General features: G+C 55.2%; 15 protein-coding genes. 14 read left to right on the top strand and 1 reads right to left on the bottom strand.

The window, feature by feature from the left end; genetic code table 11:
• Positions 1 to 53 precede the first annotated feature (53 nt).
• Positions 54 to 401: a LysM peptidoglycan-binding domain-containing protein gene (locus tag AC58P5_RS20255; RefSeq protein WP_497389710.1), complete on the bottom strand. Its 348-nt coding sequence runs from the start codon at positions 399 to 401 to the stop codon at positions 54 to 56.
• A gap of 197 nt (positions 402 to 598) precedes the next feature.
• On the opposite strand from AC58P5_RS20255, the gene AC58P5_RS20260 reads away from it, so the two are divergent.
• The 14 genes from AC58P5_RS20260 (at position 599) to AC58P5_RS20325 (ending at position 17,706) form a co-directional block, all read left to right on the top strand.
• On the top strand, positions 599 to 3,091 hold the full coding sequence (locus AC58P5_RS20260) for a S1C family serine protease (RefSeq protein ID WP_497389712.1): 2,493 nt from the start codon (positions 599 to 601) through the stop codon (positions 3,089 to 3,091).
• 133 nt (positions 3,092 to 3,224) lie between these two features.
• Positions 3,225 to 4,112: an ROK family protein gene (locus tag AC58P5_RS20265; protein WP_497389714.1), complete on the top strand. Its 888-nt coding sequence runs from the start codon at positions 3,225 to 3,227 to the stop codon at positions 4,110 to 4,112.
• A gap of 211 nt (positions 4,113 to 4,323) precedes the next feature.
• Positions 4,324 to 5,331 carry a FecCD family ABC transporter permease gene (locus AC58P5_RS20270; RefSeq protein WP_497389716.1) on the top strand — a complete coding sequence of 336 codons (1,008 nt, stop codon included), beginning with the start codon at positions 4,324 to 4,326 and terminating at the stop codon, positions 5,329 to 5,331.
• On the top strand, positions 5,328 to 6,383 hold the full coding sequence (locus AC58P5_RS20275) for a FecCD family ABC transporter permease (protein ID WP_497389718.1): 1,056 nt from the start codon (positions 5,328 to 5,330) through the stop codon (positions 6,381 to 6,383). The genes AC58P5_RS20270 and AC58P5_RS20275 overlap by 4 nt, the downstream gene beginning before the upstream one ends.
• 179 nt (positions 6,384 to 6,562) lie before the next feature.
• The gene (locus AC58P5_RS20280) at positions 6,563 to 7,444 is read left to right on the top strand and encodes an ABC transporter ATP-binding protein (RefSeq protein WP_497389720.1); all 882 of its coding nucleotides are present in this window, start codon (positions 6,563 to 6,565) and stop codon (positions 7,442 to 7,444) included.
• Positions 7,445 to 7,637: 193 nt separating this feature from the next.
• Positions 7,638 to 9,005: a sodium-dependent transporter gene (locus AC58P5_RS20285; protein WP_497389722.1), complete on the top strand. Its 1,368-nt coding sequence runs from the start codon at positions 7,638 to 7,640 to the stop codon at positions 9,003 to 9,005.
• A 90-nt stretch (positions 9,006 to 9,095) separates the two neighbouring features.
• Positions 9,096 to 9,356, top strand: coding sequence for a hypothetical protein (locus tag AC58P5_RS20290; protein WP_497389723.1), 261 nt, complete (start codon positions 9,096 to 9,098; stop codon positions 9,354 to 9,356).
• 218 nt (positions 9,357 to 9,574) lie between these two features.
• Positions 9,575 to 10,405, top strand: coding sequence for an aldo/keto reductase (locus AC58P5_RS20295; protein ID WP_497389725.1), 831 nt, complete (start codon positions 9,575 to 9,577; stop codon positions 10,403 to 10,405).
• Between the two features lie 240 nt (positions 10,406 to 10,645).
• On the top strand, positions 10,646 to 11,620 hold the full coding sequence (locus AC58P5_RS20300) for an ABC transporter substrate-binding protein (protein ID WP_497389726.1): 975 nt from the start codon (positions 10,646 to 10,648) through the stop codon (positions 11,618 to 11,620).
• A gap of 24 nt (positions 11,621 to 11,644) precedes the next feature.
• A complete protein-coding gene (locus tag AC58P5_RS20305) occupies positions 11,645 to 12,148 on the top strand; it encodes a DUF7689 domain-containing protein (RefSeq protein WP_497389812.1) in 504 nt (167 codons plus the stop codon).
• Between the two features lie 11 nt (positions 12,149 to 12,159).
• Complete coding sequence (locus tag AC58P5_RS20310) at positions 12,160 to 12,885, top strand: hypothetical protein (RefSeq protein ID WP_497389728.1); 726 nt, start codon at positions 12,160 to 12,162, stop codon at positions 12,883 to 12,885.
• Between the two features lie 197 nt (positions 12,886 to 13,082).
• Positions 13,083 to 14,453 (top strand): cytochrome ubiquinol oxidase subunit I, encoded by a 1,371-nt coding sequence (locus AC58P5_RS20315; RefSeq protein WP_497389730.1) that lies wholly within the window; start codon positions 13,083 to 13,085, stop codon positions 14,451 to 14,453.
• Positions 14,450 to 15,475 (top strand): cytochrome d ubiquinol oxidase subunit II, encoded by a 1,026-nt coding sequence (locus tag AC58P5_RS20320; RefSeq protein WP_497389732.1) that lies wholly within the window; start codon positions 14,450 to 14,452, stop codon positions 15,473 to 15,475. Before AC58P5_RS20315 ends, AC58P5_RS20320 begins: the two co-directional genes overlap by 4 nt.
• Positions 15,476 to 15,954: 479 nt before the next feature.
• Positions 15,955 to 17,706: an ABC transporter ATP-binding protein gene (locus AC58P5_RS20325; protein WP_497389734.1), complete on the top strand. Its 1,752-nt coding sequence runs from the start codon at positions 15,955 to 15,957 to the stop codon at positions 17,704 to 17,706.
• The last annotated feature ends 13 nt before the right edge of the window (positions 17,707 to 17,719 follow it).

The raw sequence follows: 17,719 nt of genomic DNA on the forward strand, positions 1-17,719 counted from the left end.
ACTTTGGAGGCGAATACGCTCCAAAGTCCTTTTGCCGCCGCGGGATACCGGTCTTAGCGTTCCAGCCTGGTAACCCGCTGCTCCAGACGATCCAGCCGCTGATCAAGCCGGTTGACTTCCCGCGTGAGTCTGCCCAGCTCCCGGTTAAGCTGGTTGAATTCGCGTTCCAGCCGGTTTACGCGCTGCTCCAGGTTCCCGAAGCCAGGGCCAGGGCCGGGTCCTGGTCCCGGTGCAGGCCCCGGACCCGGTACCGGTCCGGGGGAGGGAATATACAGCGTCTGCCCCACATAAACATAGGGGGTGGACAAGTTGTTGGCACGGAGAAGAGCTTCCACCGTTGTGTTGTAGCGGTTTGCGATCAGATACAGCGTGTCGCCGGGCTGCACGACATAAGTAATCATAAAGGTTCCTCCCATAAACGGAGTTAGGATAGTAGCTGCCGTATTGTATGTGCCGGCTGGGCATTTGGTGCCGGGCAAACGTCCGGCGCGAGATGTTTTGCTATGAAAAAATTCCATTGCCCGCCTCGGAGGAATGTGCTAGATTTGAAGCGGAATACATAGATTACCAAAATTTTCATGGGGAATGGGGTCAAGAAATGCTAAACCGCAATACCTTCCGGCTGTGCGGAATTATGCTGGCAATCATGCTGGCGGCCGCTTCCGGCTTCGGGTTCGGTACGCCTGTGCGGGCCGCGGTCAATTCGGATGAACTGCCGCAGATTATCACGCGCACATCGCCGTCCGTAGTGGCCATCATCGGCAAGCCGACCGGCGGCAAAACCGATAAAGGCACAGATAAAGACCGCTACGATCTGGCGCACGGCACGGGAGTGATCATTAAATCGAACGGAGTCATCGTGACGAACGCGCATGTGGTGAAAAGCATGAGCAACCTCGTCATCGTGACATCCGACGGCAAGTCTCATACCGGCAAGGTGACCAATCTGGACGAACAGAGCGACCTGGCTCTGGTCAAGATTGAAGCGACCGGCCTTCAGGCGGCTTCGTTCGCCGATCCGAAGAGCCTTCGCGTGGGGGAGACCGTCGTCGCGATCGGTACGCCGGTTTCCTTCGCGCTGCGCAACTCCGTGACCGTGGGGATCGTGAGCGGCATCGACCGCTCGGTCAACGATCAATACAGGCTCATTCAAACGGATGCGGCGATCAATCCGGGCAACAGCGGGGGCGCTCTCGTGAACATGAAGGGCGAAGTCGTGGGCATCAACACGCTTAAATACTCCGAGTACGGGGTCGACAATCTCGGGTTTGCCATTCCCATGGATACAGTCGACTACGTGCTCAAGCATTTCGAAGCTTACGGTAAAGTGAAGCGCCCGTTTCTGGGGCTGAAGCTGGAAGAAAGCTGGGAAGCGGCCGTCGGCCTTCCTTCCGATGACGGCCTGACGGTTTCGCATGTGGAAGCGGGTTCGCCGGCCGAAAAGGCGGGTATCGAAGAGGGAGACACCCTGGTATCTGTCGGTGACAAGGCGGTAGACACGACCGTCCAATACAACGAAGTTCTGAAGCAGTACTTGCCCGGACAGAGCGTAAAGCTGACTATGCAGGCGGGAGGCAAGATGGTAACCCGCGAGGTCGTACTGGGAGAAGAGAAGTCCGAGGATGCCCGTCAGACAGACACTACCGACAGTACGGGACTGAATACGGACCGGGGCAAGACGAAAATCGGAGATAGCAGCCTGAACTGGTCGATGAAGTATCCGAGCGGGCTGGTCAAGCAGTTCCAGAGCGCGGACGGCACGGTGGTGCGGTTTGCCGACGCCAAAGGCGACTTTACGCTGTCCGTCTCCGTCGAAGATCAGGATGACGAGCTTTCGCCTGCCATGCTGCTTAAGACGGCTGCGGAGCTGAAAATGGGCACGATTTTGGAAAAGCAGTACGTAAAGAGCGGCGCGCAGCCGTACGCCAAAGTAACCGGCAAGCTGGGAGGCATGGTCTACCAGATCCGGCTTTATCAGGACCATGACAAGCTGTACGGGCTGGCTTTGACCTACAGCCAGGACAAAGAGAACGGCACGAAAGCGGGGCCGAACAGCTACGGCGATCTGCTGGACAGCTTCCGGACCGCTTTCGACCGTCAGGATTCCAAGCTCAAGGACATTGCCAAGGCAAAAAGCGGCGGCGGGGACGAGGTATCGAACGAATACGGGCTTACCTTTGCCCTGCCCGATAAATGGAACGAGTCGCCTTACCGGACCGATGTCCAGTATTCGAACGATACCATGAGCCAGGGCATCTCCATCGAAGTGACTTCCCAAACGACTGGAGACACGCTCGATGCCTGGGTGAAACGGGACAAAACGGCTTTCGAAGAAACTTTTGCGCCTTCCTATAGGGAAACTTCGGAAATAAAGCAGGGGACACTGGACGGTACGGAGTCCCGGGAGGTCACGTTCTCCGCGACGATGGGCGACAAATGGGAAAGCATCCACCATGTTTACCTGGTGAAAGAAGGATACAAATACAAGTTCTCGATCCATTATCCGAAAGAACTGAAGGCCGACGAAGCAGACAAATTGCTCGGAACCGTTATCTCCTCCATTCGGCTGGATGTGAAAAAAATGGACTCTGGCGTAGGCTTCATTCAGGACGAGCAGGAAATCCTGGACAAAAACCGGACGATCCGGTATGCCGATGAGGACTACGGGTATACGGTGAAAATACCGGAAACGTGGACCCGCGAATATGCGGAAGATTATGACGATCCGGATTTCGAAAAAGGCGGCGCTTCTTTCTATACCTTCACCGGCGGATACTTTGCCGTAGACGTGGAGGAGGAAACCGACTGGCAGGAGAAAGCCGCGGAAATAAACGCCGGACACGAGAAAAGCGCCGAGGCCGATGCGGATTACAAGGTCAAAGCGGAGGATGTCAGCCTGCTGGGTACGACAGCCCGCAAATTTACCGTTCATTACTCGGTGAAAAAAGTCGGCTACGAGGAAACCGAGTATGTACTTTCCAGAAACGGGAAGGTCTACGTAATCACGGCCAGGCTGAACGACGCGGTGCATACCGAGGCGAATGCGGAGCGTTTGAATAAGGCGGTCCGGTCGATGGTTTTCGGAAAATAGTCGGATTTGTGTGACAGGAACGATTGCATGTCCATCCGGCATCTCTTACAATGGGCATAACAGGACAGACGGCCGGGAGACGCGTTCTCCTGACCGTCTGTTTTCGTAACCGGAAGAGGAGAGGACACAGCAGATGCGTACACTAGGAGCAATTGAAGCAGGCGGAACCAAGTTTGTCTGTGCGATAGGCAATGAGGATGGCACGGTATTGGAGCGGGCAAGCTTCCCGACGACCACTCCGGAAGAGACGATGGGCAGCGTTCTTGCGTTCTTCGAGGGCAAAGGAATCGAAGCGCTCGGCGTAGGCTCGTTCGGGCCGGTAGATCCGAATAAGAAGAGCCCGACTTACGGCTATATTACAACGACCCCCAAGCCGCATTGGGGCAACTATAACATTTTGGGTGAATTGAAAAAGCATTTCGACGTACCGATGGAATTCGATACGGACGTGAACGGCGCGGCGCTCGGGGAAGCGACCTGGGGAGCGGCCAAAGGGCTGGAGAGCTGCCTTTATATTACGGTGGGAACCGGCATCGGAGCGGGAGCGGTCGTAGGCGGCAAGCTCGTGCACGGGCTCACGCATCCGGAAATGGGCCACATTTTCGTACGCCGCAATGCGGAAGACACTTACGAAGGAAAATGTCCTTACCATAAAGATTGTCTGGAAGGACTGGCGGCAGGCCCGGCCATCGAGGCGCGCTGGGGAGTGAAGGGAACCGAGCTGGGCACGGACCACAAAGCCTGGGAACTCGAAGCCGATTACCTGGCCCAGGCGCTGATGAGCTACATTCTGATCCTGTCGCCGGAGAAGATTATCATGGGCGGAGGCGTGATGAAACAGCAGCAGCTGTTTCCGTTAATCCACGCCCGCCTGCAGGAACTTCTGAACGGCTACGTTCAGAAAGAGGAAGTTATGGCGGGGATCGCCGACTACGTCGTATACCCGCAGCTCGGCGACAATGCCGGAATCTGCGGCGCATTGGCGCTGGCCGCCCGCGCGCTCGGATCGGAAATCCGATAGCGGGCCTGCAAAGCCGTACCCATTCGCCCGAACCCGGGCGAATGGGTATTTTTTCTTAGATAAGAATAAGTACAATCGTCCCGTTTAACTATGATAATGATTATCAACTTCATTGACATTGGGCGGGGGGTATTTTACACTAAAGGGAGAATAGGGATAGGGTATATAGGGTTTGTCCGTATGCCCGGTACTAGCAAAGGGGTTTGCCGATTTGCCTCTAAGAACGAACACTTTCAAAACCATAGGACTTCTGACCGGTGCCGCCCTGCTTATATTTGCTATGGGATGCAGCATCGTTTACGGATATACGGGCACTAACTGGCATACCGCCTGGGATGCCTACCGTGCTTTCAACGGCTCCAACGAGCATCTGATCATCCGCGAAGCGCGGATGCCGAGGGCGCTGATCGCGGCCGCTGTTGGTTCGAGCCTCGCTATTGCGGGTGTGCTGATGCAGGCGCTTACGAAGAATCCGCTCGCTTCGCCCGGGCTTCTCGGCATTAATGCGGGAGCGGGCCTGCTCATCGTGATCGCCATGTCTCTGCTGTCGATCAGCTCGCTGTCCACGCTGGCGTGGATCGCCTTTCTGGGAGCGGCCATCGCTTCGGCGGTCGTTTACTTGCTCGGCTCCGTGGGCCGGGAGGGGCTCACGCCCATGAAGCTGACGCTTGCGGGCGCAGCGGTTGCCGCCTTGGCGAACTCGCTCACGCAGGGTGTGCTGCTCTCCAACGAGACGCGCATTCAGGACGTCCTGTACTGGCTGGCCGGATCGGTCGAGGGGCGCAAGCTGGACATTCTGCTCCCGGTGCTGCCTTATCTGGGCGCGGCCTGGCTTGTCGCCCTGCTGCTGTCCAGCCAGGTCAACGTCCTGATGATGGGCGAGGACGTGGCCGTCGGGCTGGGACAGCGTACGGTCTACATCAAGCTGATCGCGGCCGTCGTTGTCGTCTTCCTGGCGGGAGGCTCCGTCGCCGTGGCGGGCCCGATCGGATTCGTCGGCATTATCGTGCCGCACCTTGTCCGGTCTCTCGTCGGCTTCGATCACCGCTGGGTTATCCCGTACGCGGGAATCTGCGGCGCGCTGTTGCTGGTGGCGGCCGATACGCTTTCGCGTTTCATCATTATGCCGCAGGAAGTTCCCGTCGGTGTGATGACGGCTTTTATCGGAACGCCGTTTTTCGTCTATATCGCGCGGAGGGGGTTTAAGACTTCCTCATGAGCCGCTACAAACACATTCGTTTAAAATGGCCGTCCGTCTCATTCGTACTGGATAAGCGGGCTTTGCTCGTCACTGCGATCCTGGCGGTGCTGCTCTTCCTCCTTATGCTCGTCTCGACGGGCACGGGAGAGATTAAAATCAGCCCGCTGCAGGTGCTCCGCACGCTGTTCGGGATGGGCACGCCGCAGGATGCGCTCGTTATTAACACGTTCCGGCTGCCGCGGGTTCTCGTGGCCGTCATGGTAGGAGCGGCTCTGGCTATGGCCGGAGCGATTCTGCAGGGCGTCAGCCGCAATCCGCTGGCGTCCCCGGATATCATCGGCATCACCGACGGTGCCGGAGTGTTCGTTGTCGCCTTCATCGTGATGACGACCGGCACGAGCAGCACGTTCCTCTCCCAGGCTCAGTGGCTGCCGCTTGCGGCTTTCACCGGCGCCTCGCTGACGGCGCTGGCCATCATGGCCCTGGCCTGGAAGAACGGGCTGCCGCCGGTGAGGCTCGTGCTGATCGGCATTGGGATCGCGGCTTCTCTGTCCGCGGTGAACACGATGCTGATCCTGCTCGCCCCGCCGGTTCTGACTACGCAGGCCGTCACCTGGAAGGTGGGAAGCGTGTACGGCTCGAATTGGAGCCATGTCGGAGCGCTGGCCTTATGGCTGGCGGTGCTGATTCCGATTCTCGCGTACATGGCGCGCAGCCTCAACGTCCAGGCGCTGGGCGATTCGGTCGCCACCAGCGTGGGCAGCCGGGTGAACCGCCAGCGCGTCGTGCTGATTCTGCTCAGCACCGCTCTTGCCGGTTCGGCCGTTGCCTTCGGCGGAGGCATCACCTTCGTCGGGCTGATCGCGCCGCATATGGCGCGGCGGCTTGTCGGAAGCGCGTACGGCGCTTTGCTGCCGGCTTCGGGGCTGTTCGGCGCTCTGGTCGTGCTGGTGTCCGATTATATCGGCCGCACGGCGTTTCCGCCGCACGATTATCCCGCCGGGATTTTTACGGCCTGCGTCGGTGCCCCGTATTTTATTTATCTGCTGTATAAATCCCGGAACACATAGACGAATTATCCGGTATATAAATAGTGAGACGCTGCGCCCAGAGACGGCTGCTGTCATCCGCATTTTCGGCGGGCAGCCGGATCACGCCGGTATCCGCAGCGCCGACTGCCGCTCTGAACGGTTTAGCCTCTGGTCATCTTGATGAACACCACTTTTTCTTGGCAAAGGAGATTGAGCGTATGTCTGGGATCGAAACCAAGTCGCTGACGCTTTCTTACAATCAAACGGATATTATCGAGAATCTCGATCTGGAGATTCCGAAAGGTCAGATTACCGTGTTGATCGGCTGCAACGGCTGCGGTAAATCGACACTGCTGCGCTCCATGGCCCGGCTGATGAAGCCCAAGAACGGTGCCGTGCTGCTGAACGGTCAGGAAATCGCGAAGCAGTCCACCAAGGAAGTCGCGCGTCAAATGGCGATTCTGCCGCAGGGCCCAACCGCTCCCGAAGGAATGACCGTCTTCGAGCTGGTGAAGCAGGGGCGCTACCCGCACCAGAACTGGCTGAAGCAGTGGACCCGGGAAGACGAGGCTGCGGTAACCAAGGCGCTGGAAGCGACGGGCATGGCTCCGCTGGCCGAACGCCAGGTGGATTCGCTGTCGGGCGGCCAGAGACAGCGGGCCTGGATCGCCATGACGCTCGCGCAGGGGACCAATACGATCCTGCTCGACGAGCCGACGACGTATCTCGACATGACGCATCAGATCGAAATTCTCGATCTTCTATGGGAGCTCAACGAGAAGGAAAACACGACAATCGTCATGGTTCTCCACGATCTCAATCTGGCCTGCCGCTATGCGCACCATATCGTCGCTATTTGCGACAAGAAGGTCTACGCTGCGGGCAAGCCTGAAGAAGTCGTGACGGAGGAACTGGTCCGACACGTGTTCGGTTTGAACTGCCGCCTCGTCCGCGATCCCATTTTCGGAACGCCTACGTGCGTGCCTTTCGGTAAAGGACGGAGACTTCCGGGATGTGAGGAGATGGTGAATTACGTGAACACCAAATCAGTCTCGTCGCCGGATTCGCCTTTGTCCGAACCGACGCCTTTGCCTGTTTAATCGAATAGATCGTGAAGCGGCGGCCCTTGCGGGCGGCCGTTTTTTGGTTTGTCGCTATAGTCCTCAAGAACTTATAGTGATTTATTGAACATAGGTCAATAATAACTGGACACACCTTCTCCTTTCCGATAGAATAAACCTCTGTTTATATACAGACCGTTAAAATCCTAGACCCATACAAGCAGGTGAAAGCATGAGCAAACAAGATTTAAACGGGAGAGCTTCAGGCCCGGCAGCCGGTGAAAAGAGCGGGGAGCGCTTCTCTTCCCTCGGTTTCATCATGTCGGCGATCGGGAGTGCGATTGGTCTCGGCAATCTATGGAAATTTCCTTATATAACGGGGATATACGGTGGAGCGGCTTTTGTGCTGCTGTTCATCATCTGTCTCATCATCGTCGGTATGCCGGTGCTGCTGGCCGAAATGGCCATAGGACGCGCGGGACGGGGGAACGCCTCTACCTCTTTTCTTAATTTGTCGGGTTCCAAACGCTGGAGCTTCTTCGGTTTTCTCGGGGTGTTCGGTTCCTTCATGATCACGTCTTTTTATTCCGTTATTGCGGGCTGGACGCTGCATTATGCGCTTAGTTCCTTTACGGGAGCTTTGTACAAAGGAACGGATTACGCCGTTCAGTTTCAAACCTTCACCTCCGGGTACAGCCCGATTGCCTGGCAGTTCCTCATTCTGGGATTGTCCGGCTGGGTAATTGCCCGGGGAGTATCCGGCGGTATCGAAAAATTCAACAAGGTGCTTATTCCCGCACTTGCGGTCGTGCTGCTCATTCTGATGGCACGCGCTTTGACGCTTCCGGGAGCCGGAGCGGGGATCGAATTTTTCCTGAAGCCGGATTTCAGCAAGCTGACGGGCGAGTCCGCGCTCGTTGCCCTGGGGCAAGCCTTCTTCTCGATGTCGGTCGGGATGGGCGTCATGATTACGTATGGCTCTTATGTGCAAAAAGAGCAGTCCCTGGGACGGGCGACCGTAGCGGTTACGGGCGGCAATCTGCTTTACGCCCTTATCGCGGGCCTCGTCGTCTTCCCGACGACGTTCTCGTTCGGCCTGGAGCCGGCCCAAGGACCCGGACTCGTATTCGTCGTGCTGCCTGCGGCATTCTCTTCGATGCCTTTGGGCGCGGCTTTCGGCGGCCTGTTCTTCGTCTTGCTGGCCATCGCCGCCTTCACGTCGATCCTATCGCTGCTGGAAGTGCCGGTGGCTTTTGCGATGGATCGCTGGAAATGGTCGCGGCTTAAGGCGACGTCCTGGACGACCGCGGTCTGTTTTATCGTCGGGGTGCCATCGGCCTTATCGGTCGGCGGTGTTCTGAGCGATTTCAAAATCGGCGGCAAGACGGTGTTCGATTCCTTGGACTTCGTTACCTCCAACGTCCTGCTTCCTATCGGCGGCCTGGTCGTTACGCTCTTTATCGCGTATGCCTCGAAACGCGCCATGGAAGAGGCCGGACTCAAAGGCACGCTGCTGCGGGTATGGGTTTTCCTGCTCCGCATCGTAATTCCGCCGCTGATCGTCCTTATTTTCCTGTATTCGGTCGGAATCATTTCTTAGTCCGCATTCGGATCGGGAGCATAAACACCGTAAGGTTGCCTCATCCTATAGAAGTCTGAAATTCCTATCGAGACGAAGGAGGCTTCAACCATGACCGAGCGCGATTCCAGTCTGCAGTCGCAAAACCCGATTTCCCAAGCGCAAAATTCGCTGGAAAAGGTCCACAACGCCGTCTCCCAAGCGCTGACTCATCCGACAGCCAAGCTTGAAGAACAGGCGAATCAGGCTATCCGGCATGCCGAACGCGCCGTAGAGGACGCTTCGCTGAGCTTTAACCAGGCTGCATTCGAGGAAGTCGAAACAGGCCTGCGGCAGGAGATCGAAGACCTGCACAACAGTACGCGGTCCTGAAGCTTCCCTGCCCGGCAGGTACAGGCGGTCCCATTCCCTTCAGTCCAGACTGAGGGGAATGGGGCTTTTTTTATGCCGTAACCGGGTTTGCAGTCCTTCGGCGGCCGCTATAACATGTATGATTTTAGTTCGTCCCTTCGTTTTGTGCTATCATAAAAAAGAAACAAGCAGACGTCATATGCCTTGTAAACCTAGAAGAACAATGGAGGCTGGTCAAAATGCCGAAACAGTTAAACGATACAACCGTTCTGAACAACGATGTCCGGATGCCTTGGTTCGGGCTTGGGGTGTGGAAAGCCGCGGAAGGCGGAGATGTCGAGCGCGCCGTGCGCACCGCCATCGAAGTGGGTTACCGCAGCATCGACACGGCGGCAGTTTACGGGAACGAAGCGGGCGTGGGCCAGGCGATCAGAGACAGCGGCGCCAAGCGCGAGGACCTTTTTATCACCACAAAGGTGTGGAATGCCAATCAAGGTTACGAAACGACCCTGCAGGCTTTTGAAGAAAGCCGCGGCAAGCTTGGTCTGGATTACATAGATCTGTATCTCATTCACTGGCCGGTTAAGGGCAAGTACAAGGAAACGTGGAGAGCGCTGGAGAAGCTGTACCGTGACGGAAGCGTGCGCGCTATCGGCGTGAGTAACTTCCATGTTCATCATCTGGAAGATCTCCTGAAAGATAGCGAGATCGTTCCGGCCGTGAACCAGGTGGAATTCCACCCGCGCTTGACGCAGCAGCCCCTCCGGGATTTCTGCCGCAAAAACGGCATCCAGCTGGAGGCATGGAGCCCGCTAATGCAGGGCCAACTGCTGGATAACCCGGTGCTGATCGAGATCGGCGAGAAGTACGGCAAAAGCCCGGCTCAGACCGTGCTGCGCTGGGACGTCCAAAGCGGAATCGTTACCATTCCGAAGTCCATCACGCCTGAGCGTATCGCGCAAAACGCCGATATTTTCGACTTCGAACTTACCGCTGAAGAGATAGGGCGTATCGACGCTTTGAATCTGGATCAGCGTGTGGGTCCGGACCCGGACAATTTCGATTTTTAAAATAGCAATAAGATTAAGCTGCCTTGGCTATTTCGGCCGGGGTGGTTTTTTTTGATGTAAACAAAACTGTTGAGATGGAGCCTTATCAAATCACCCTAGTTTTATGCATTCTTTATGCTTTTCGACTTACAAATATGTAAAAAAATTGTATTGTTGTAATGGAAAAGAATTAGGAAGGAGGCCGCACCTATTCAAATTAAACATAAACGTGTCGGGCAGTGTTGGTGTTTCCTGGTCAAGTTGGTTGCGCTGTCAAGTATAATAGCCGCTTCCGGCTGTTCTAACGAGCAGTCCCTGAATCCGCAACTTGCTGCCACTCCCGATTCTCTAGTCTCAAGACCAAAAGCTAAGCAAACGACCTATCCTCTGGTCTTGAAGGACGCTTGCGGGGAAGAAGTTACTATTCCGAGCGAACCCCAACGAGTTGCGGTAGACAATGCTGAACTTAAAGACTTTATGGAGGTCATTGGCGCACGCGATAAAATCGTCGAAGTAACGGAAGATTCGGCAAGCAGTTTGTGGGGATCAAGGGAACGGATTATCGCAAAATCTAAACCGGATTTTTTCCTCTATCCTGCTCCTTCCGTGCTGGTTTATCCAGGTTCGGAGATGTGCATGAATATACAAAGCTTTCGAACAATGGGGTTTCCTATCTGGGTAACAGGGCATACCGAGATCGCCCGGATTGCTTCGGACATGCTTACAGTCGGGATCATTCTAAACAGGCGAGAGCTTGCGGAACAGGCATCGGACAAGTTGGGGAAGGTTATCGCACAGGTGAAGGAAGCCCGGAAGGGACTGCCGATGAAAAAGGTCTACTGGGAACGGGGGTACAACCGCTCTTTTTCCAAGAATAATCAAGTGACCAGTATAGGCGTGGGAAAAAATACGTTGGAAGACGATATGCTTTCCTTGACCGGAGGAGGAAATATTTTACCTTGGCTAGAAAACCAAAACCCGGATAGTATCCCAGTTACACTGGAGCAACTGCTTAAGGCTGATCCGGATCTGATTCTATACCAAAATTACTTCCGTTCACCTGAATATGTTCCTCCTAAGGAACGTGAGGAGTGGCAAAACCTGCGCGCCATACGGACTTCACAGCTGTATGCTTATCCTTTCGATGAAATGCGCTACAGTGAGCTGTCAGATAACTTAATGACCCTTCTTAAGGAGATTCATCCAGAAGCCATAAGCCGAATTACGAATAGATGAGATGAGGGAGCGATTAATTTGATCGTGAAAAAGGTTAGACTGGCTGTCGTCTTTTTTACTGTAATGATAGTTACTTTTGGTAGCACTGTTTTTGCAGTAACGAATCATTCAGACGCCTGGTTTCGGGAGCATCTTAGAAACGGGGTTTCATACTCTGCAGATTTTAACTCAGGGACGGACGGTAATCATTTGTTTCCTTATAACTGTCTTGCTTATGCCATTGATGAAACAACCAAGTGGGTTTGGCCTTGGAAGAGTTCGGGATATGACCGTGATGCTACAGCAACTGAAATGACATCCTTTTTAAGAAGTTATGGATACTCTGATCGGAATACTGGAAATCCCAACAATCCACCTAAGCTTATTGCTTATGGCAAGTCGCTTTCATCGGTGGGTCATATTGCGAGAGTACTTGATTCTAGTACGACTAAATCAAAATGGGGAATTGCTGAGTTGGTCACCACTTATTCACTAAGTCCTTATAATAGTTCGGCCGGATACGGACCTGCAGTCCAATATTACTATTAGGAGGCATATGTGTGAAAAAAACAATAATGGTCAGTGCACTCTCGGGACTACTCATGGGCGTGGGTTATATCCATCTATTCAGTCCCCCAACCTCAGCCTCATTATCTACTCCAACCTATATAAATTTATCCGATATGCGAGAAGAAATAGACCGATTAACAAAAGAAGACCCTACGTTAGGTCTTAGTTCGAACCCTTATGCATTTATCAAAAATAATAAAGAATACGAGCGAATCGTTAAAATGGGTTACCCGGCATTACCTGTTATTGAAGAGCGGATTATGGAAGGGAACAGTTTTGGACTGGATAAATATATGTTGGCGGCGGCAGCTGAAGAAATTGCCAGAGTTGACTTGAAGAAAAGTGAATTTAAATGGTCGGATCCGGAAGAATTTACACGTTCTTGGAAACTCCATTTGAAAGCTGTTCCCGGTAAGGTAGAGAAAATCGTGAATTCCAAAGAGTCTGCGGAATGGAAAAATGAGAAATTGATGGAGCTCGGTGCTCCTGCAATACCTTTTGTTCTGGAGAAAGTGGAAAAGGGAGCAAAAGAACTGGAGACATCGCTGCAAAAAATAGTCAACTCAAGCGATCTTCCATCTATCTCTCCTTCAGATTTTAATGCGCAACAATGGAAAACCGACCATAAAGAAGATGCCCGGCTTTTAAAAACAATGGTAGATAAAGCGGCAGAGCAAGATGTTTCTACACATTTTCGAATGAACAAAAATAAATAGTGTCCCTATTAAAGGAGCTGTCTAAAGGTAGATTTCATCACCTTTCGGACAGTTCTTCTCCGTTATAACTGCTCCAGCCAAAAGGCTAAGTCAGGAACTGTTGTACTCCGAGGTGCCCCAAACGCATACTTCCTTCCTTTTTGACCCATATTACAGGAAGGAATTGGGCCAGGTGGCTACAAAAGGAGTGTGGATCTATGGATACCGTCGTGATGGCGCGGGCCTTGTTCGGCACGTCAATGGCGTTTCATATTATTTTTGCGACACTCGGGGTCGGGCTTCCGATGATGATCGTGTTTGCGGAAATTATGTATCATGTCAAAAAAGACCGCGACTACGTGGTGCTCGCCAGAAGGTGGACGAAAGCGTCCGGCATTCTGCTCGGCGTAGCCATTCCGTCGGGAACGATCGTCGGCGTGATGCTCTCTCTGCTCTGGCCGGGTTTCATGCGGATCGTCGGACAGGTGATCGCCCTGCCGTTTCAGATCGAAATGTGGGCCTTTTTCTTCGAGGCCCTCTTTATGTCGATCTACTTGTACGCGGCGGACCGGCTGCCTCCGGCCGCCCGGATCGTCAGCGTCATCTTCGTCGCGATCGGGGCCAGCGCCTCGGCGGTGATGATCACGGACGCGCACGCGTTTATGAACACGCCGCGGGGGTTCTCCATCAACGCAAACGGAGACTTCGTCGACATCCGCCCGTGGGAGGCCGTGTTCAACCCGAGCCTTTGGTCGACGGCGCTGCACGTCCTGTCTACCGCCTATATGACAGGCGCTTTCGCTGTCGCTTCCGTGGCGGCTTACAAGCTGCTGAAGGCGCGCAAAGCTCCCCGCGAAGCGGATTACCACCGCAAGGGCCTGTTTCTTGCGCTCATCTTCGGCGGCATCATGACCGCCTTCACGGCCGTCAACGGACATGCGACGGCCCAGATGCTGCATCATAACATCCCCGAAAAGCTCGCCGCCGCCGAAGGGCTGTTCGAGACGCAGTCTCACGCCCCGCTTGCCATCTTCGGTAAAGTCGACGAAGAGACGCAGTCTATCAAGGGGGCGATCGAGCTGCCGGGCTTTCTCAGCCTGCTGGCAGGGAACCGTTTCGATACCGTGGTCCGGGGCCTCAACGAATTCCCGCGGGAGAACTGGCCGCCGCTGTACATTCACACCCTCTTTAACTTGATGGTGTTCATCGGCATGTTCCTGCTCGCGTTGGCCTTTCTGGGCCTGCTGATCCGCATCTGGTTCAAAAAGCCCTACCCGCGCTGGCTGCTGACCGTCCTTGTCGCTTCGGGGCCTCTCTCCATGCTGGGCATCGAGATCGGCTGGATCTTCAGCTGCACGGGCCGGCAGCCCTGGACGGTTTACCACGTGCAGCGGACCAGCGAAGCCGCCCTGCAGTCCCAGGGCATCGGAACCCTGTTCGTCATGTTCGTGTCCGTCTACGTGTTTCTGCTTGTCGTGACGTCGATCGTCATGCATGTTTACTTCAAAAGGCATCCCGTATCGGAAGCGCTCGGACTTGCCGCCGCGAACGGAGACCAGCCCCAGGCTGCCGAGGGGGCGATTACATGAGCGACGTAACTTTGGCGGTCAGCGTACTCTGGGTATTCCTGTTCACGTACTCGATTCTCGGCTCCATCGACTTCGGCGCGGGTTTCTGGTCGATGTACTTCAGCGGGCAGCATCATACGAAGGCGGGAGCCCTGGCGAACCGGTATTTGTCGCCGACGTGGGAAGTGACGAACGTGTTTCTCGTTCTGTTCGTCGTGGCCCTCGTCGGCTTCTTCCCGAAGGCGACCCATATGCTCGGCGCGGCCCTGCTCGTGCCGGTGTCGCTCGTTCTCCTGCTGCTGCTCGTCCGCAGCACGTTCATGGTCTACGCCTACTCCGTGGCGAAGCACGGCCGCCTGCTGCGGGTCGTTTCCGGGATTACGGGTCTCCTTATCCCGGGACTTCTGGTCAGCGTGCTGCCGATCACGCTGGGGGGGTTCGTCACCATCGAAGACGGAGTGCCGGTCCTTCATCTCGGTGAACTGTTCACCAGTTCGACGGAGTACGCGCATCTCGGCTTCGGGCTGTCTACCGAGCTGTTCATGTCCGCGCTCTTCCTGGCGGACTACTCCCGCGAGGCGGGAGACGAGGAGACGTACCGCGATTACCGCAGGCTCGCGATTATCTGGGGGCCCATCAACCTTCTGATGGCCCTGCTCACCGTCAGCACCTTTTCGGAGCATGCGCCGTGGATGGTGGAGGGCTTCAAGCGGTACGCCCTCTGGTTCGGCCTTTCGGTGGCCGCTTTTATCGCCGCCTATATTTTGCTGCTTAAACGAAGGCCGGATGGCCGCAGCGGTTACCCGCGGGCTTCGATCATCACGGTCATCATCCAGTACGGACTGGCGAGCTATGCTTATTTTTCCGCTCACATGCCTTACATGGTTTATCCTCATTTGACATTCGACGAAGGGATTACGAATCCGACGATGTTCCGTTCGCTTTTCATCGGGTATATCGTGAGCTCGGCGATTCTGGTTCCCGTGTTTTATCTGTTTTGGAGACTTTTTCTAAAGGATAAGCGCTATCTGCAAAAGGAATAAACGGAACAGAAAGGCCCGTTCGGAAGGCACTGCTCCATTTTGGTTATAACGATTTTCTCCGGCTTGTTCGGGTTGACATTCCTTTCCAACGGGTGATACAATCACACCAAGTTGACGCGAAAGCGCAGAAAAATGACCGGAGAAGAAAGGGTGGTATCGATGTTTAGAATGTTGCCTGTCCATGGACTACGTCCGTATGCAGTGAACAAGGGAACAGCTGAATATTCGGTACACCCGTTAAACCACACATCGGGATAGCGGCGTTCAGACGCCCGCATTTCCGTAATAATGGCTGCCCGCAGCCGGTTTAATGAGCGCAGGCTTTGCCGCGCTTTTGAGGACGTACCGTTTGTTAGTTGAACGGTGCGTCCTTTTTTCATGGTCTCGCAAGGAGACCGCCCTCATTTTTCTACATAGAAACGAACACGGAAGCAAAGAAAAAGAGCGTTTTTCGTGGACAAAGAAAGAAGGTGACCTGTTTGTTCAGTATTTTACAGAAGCTCGGCTGGTTTTTTAAAAAGCACTGGATCCGCTATACCGTGGCGATCACGCTGCTGATCGTCGCCGGTATCGCGGAAATTATTCCTCCGAAGATTCTCGGTTACGCGGTCGACGAGATCCATATGGGTTCGATTACGGCGGACCGGCTGATCGCCATGATCGCGTGGACGCTGGGAATTACGGTAATTATTTATTTGATGACCTATGTTTGGATGTACCAGCTGTTCGGAGGCGCTTTTCTGGTGGAACGCGTGCTGCGTTCGAGATTTATGCGGCATCTGCTGAAGATGACTCCGACCTTTTTCGAAAAGTACCGGACGGGCGATCTGATGGCACGCGCCACCAATGATCTCCGATCCGTCTCCTCTACGGCGGGCTTCGGTATTTTGACGCTGGTGGATTCCAGCGCGTTTATGCTCGTGATTCTTTTTACGATGGGCGTCACGATCTCCTGGAAGCTTACGTTTGCGGCCCTGCTGCCGCTTCCATTCATCGCGCTGGCCATGAAGTTTTACGGCAAAACGATTCATGAGCGGTACACGATCGCCCAGGATGCGTTCGGTCAGATGAACGATCAGGTGCTGGAAGCGACGTCTGGCGTCCGGGTTCTGCGGGCGTATGTTCAGGAAGCCAACGAACAGGAACGCTTTCGCGAGCTGACGGAGGATGTGTACAACAAGAACATTGCGGTTGCGAAAATCGACGCTTTGTTCGATCCGACGATCAAGCTGCTTGTCGGGGCGAGTTATTTGATCGGTCTTGGCTACGGCGCGTATCTCGTGTTTCAGACCGAGCTTACGCTGGGACAGCTCCTGTCCTTCAACATCTATCTCGGGATGCTGATCTGGCCGATGTTCGCGATCGGCGAGCTCATCAACATCCTGCAGCGGGGCAACGCCTCTCTGGACCGGGTCAACGAAACGCTGGGGTACCGGCCCGATGTGCAGGACGTCCCGCAGCCGGCGGCGGATGCCAAGCCGGGCACGATCGGCTTCCGGGAAGCCGCGTTCAAATATCCGTCCTCGGTTACTCCCAACCTGGAGGACATCGGCTTCACGCTGCGTCAGGGGGAGACCCTCGGCGTAGTCGGCCGGACGGGCAGCGGGAAATCTACGCTGCTGCGGCAGCTGCTGCGGCAGTACCCGACCGGCAGCGGCTCGATCACCATCGACGGCGTGCCCATCCAGCAGATTCCGCTGGAGCAGCTGCAGTCGTGGATCGGCTATGTGCCGCAGGAGCAGATTCTGTTCTCCAAAACCGTAAGGGAGAACATCAAATTCGGCAAGGCCGACGCAAGCGAGGACGAAGTACTGCAGGCGATCGAACGGGCCGCCTTCACGCAGGACATCGGTACGCTGGCGAACGGGCTCGACACGCTTGTCGGTGAGAAGGGCGTAGCCCTGTCCGGAGGCCAGAAGCAGCGTGTCTCGCTCGCGAGGGCGTTGATCGCCGATCCGGAGATTCTTCTGCTGGATGATGCGATGTCGGCCGTGGATGCGCGGACCGAAGCGAGAATCATCGAGAACATCCGGCGGGAGCGTGCCGGCAAAACGACGCTCATCTCCACGCATCGGCTGTCCGCCATCGAGCACGCGGACCGGATTCTTGTTCTCGACGAGGGCCGGATTGTCGAAGCGGGAACCCATGAAGAACTGCTGGCGCTGGGCGGTTGGTACAAGGAACAGTACGAGCGCCAGCAGGTCGAATCCAATTTGACGGAAGCGGGGTGATCGGCCTTGCACA

This window comes from Paenibacillus sp. JT31N7, assembly GCF_059692095.1.

Bases quoted from the DNA above. Each gene is read 5' to 3' on its own strand.
- AC58P5_RS20255 (WP_497389710.1), bottom strand. From the start codon at position 401: ATGATTACTTATGTCGTGCAGCCCGGCGACACGCTGTATCTGATCGCA.
- AC58P5_RS20260 (WP_497389712.1), top strand. From the start codon at position 599: ATGCTAAACCGCAATACCTTCCGGCTGTGCGGAATTATGCTGGCAATC.
- AC58P5_RS20265 (WP_497389714.1), top strand. From the start codon at position 3,225: ATGCGTACACTAGGAGCAATTGAAGCAGGCGGAACCAAGTTTGTCTGT.
- AC58P5_RS20275 (WP_497389718.1), top strand. From the start codon at position 5,328: ATGAGCCGCTACAAACACATTCGTTTAAAATGGCCGTCCGTCTCATTC.
- AC58P5_RS20280 (WP_497389720.1), top strand. From the start codon at position 6,563: ATGTCTGGGATCGAAACCAAGTCGCTGACGCTTTCTTACAATCAAACG.
- AC58P5_RS20285 (WP_497389722.1), top strand. From the start codon at position 7,638: ATGAGCAAACAAGATTTAAACGGGAGAGCTTCAGGCCCGGCAGCCGGT.
- AC58P5_RS20290 (WP_497389723.1), top strand. From the start codon at position 9,096: ATGACCGAGCGCGATTCCAGTCTGCAGTCGCAAAACCCGATTTCCCAA.
- AC58P5_RS20295 (WP_497389725.1), top strand. From the start codon at position 9,575: ATGCCGAAACAGTTAAACGATACAACCGTTCTGAACAACGATGTCCGG.
- AC58P5_RS20315 (WP_497389730.1), top strand. From the start codon at position 13,083: ATGGATACCGTCGTGATGGCGCGGGCCTTGTTCGGCACGTCAATGGCG.
- AC58P5_RS20320 (WP_497389732.1), top strand. From the start codon at position 14,450: ATGAGCGACGTAACTTTGGCGGTCAGCGTACTCTGGGTATTCCTGTTC.